At 37.4% G+C, this 803-nt stretch carries 1 protein-coding gene; it reads right to left on the bottom strand.

Annotation, left to right across the window (positions count from 1 at the left end):
* A partial coding sequence (locus DKT72_RS17010) for a metallophosphoesterase family protein (RefSeq protein ID WP_369074227.1) occupies positions 1-803 on the bottom strand: 803 nt, incomplete at both ends.

Here is an 803-nt window from a genome sequence, read left to right as displayed (position 1 = left end):
TAATCGTTTAACCTCTTCATCGGTTAAATCATCATTTTTTTGACGATCTTCTTTATAATACCAGTTTTCATATTGTTTCCAAGTATCAAAAACAGGTTTTTCAAAATCAGCAGTCGTTGCTATTTGCCATTGAGAAGCACCATGCATGCTTGTTTTTCTGCCACCAACAAAAGGAGATGCTTTTAAAACGATTCCTGTAATAGCTGTCGTTTCATTTATAGGTGTTATTCCTTTAGGTTGTTCTGGTTTTTCTGAAATTTTATAAACCGTAATACTATCTGTTACTTCATTGTCGCGCGTTTCTTTTGTATTACCTCTACTAATACGTTTTAGAGTCATCTTAGGATCGGCAGGATTAGGATCTACAGAAACCATAACAAAACCATATTCGGCTTGGGTAACTGTAAACTCATCATAATCCGTACCATCATATTCACCCCAACCATCAATAGCGCCTCCAGCAGATGCTACATTGACCCAAAGATGACTGTGCTCTTTGGACTGTCCGCGGGAATACCCATGTGTATGTCCAAAAAAGTGAATGCTAGGCTTTCCTGTTTTATCCGAAAAAGCCTCAAGCATGCTTACTATTTTCCCCGTTGTATCTTCTTCTCCTGGTATCCAAAGTTCTGATTTATAAGGATGGTGTAATTGTGCAAATACAAAATCTATATCGTCATTTTTAGCGGTTTCATTTAACACCCTTTCTAGCCAAGCATACTGCTCTGGGACATCACGATAGTGATCGTTAGAATCTAAGCCAATAATACGTACATTTCCATAATCTTTATACCACCAATGTT

Origin of the sequence: Confluentibacter sediminis (genome assembly GCF_003258355.1) — a bacterium.
Classification (GTDB): Bacteria; Bacteroidota; Bacteroidia; order Flavobacteriales; family Flavobacteriaceae; genus Confluentibacter; species Confluentibacter sediminis.
This window is presented reverse-complemented; position numbering and strand designations above follow the sequence as displayed.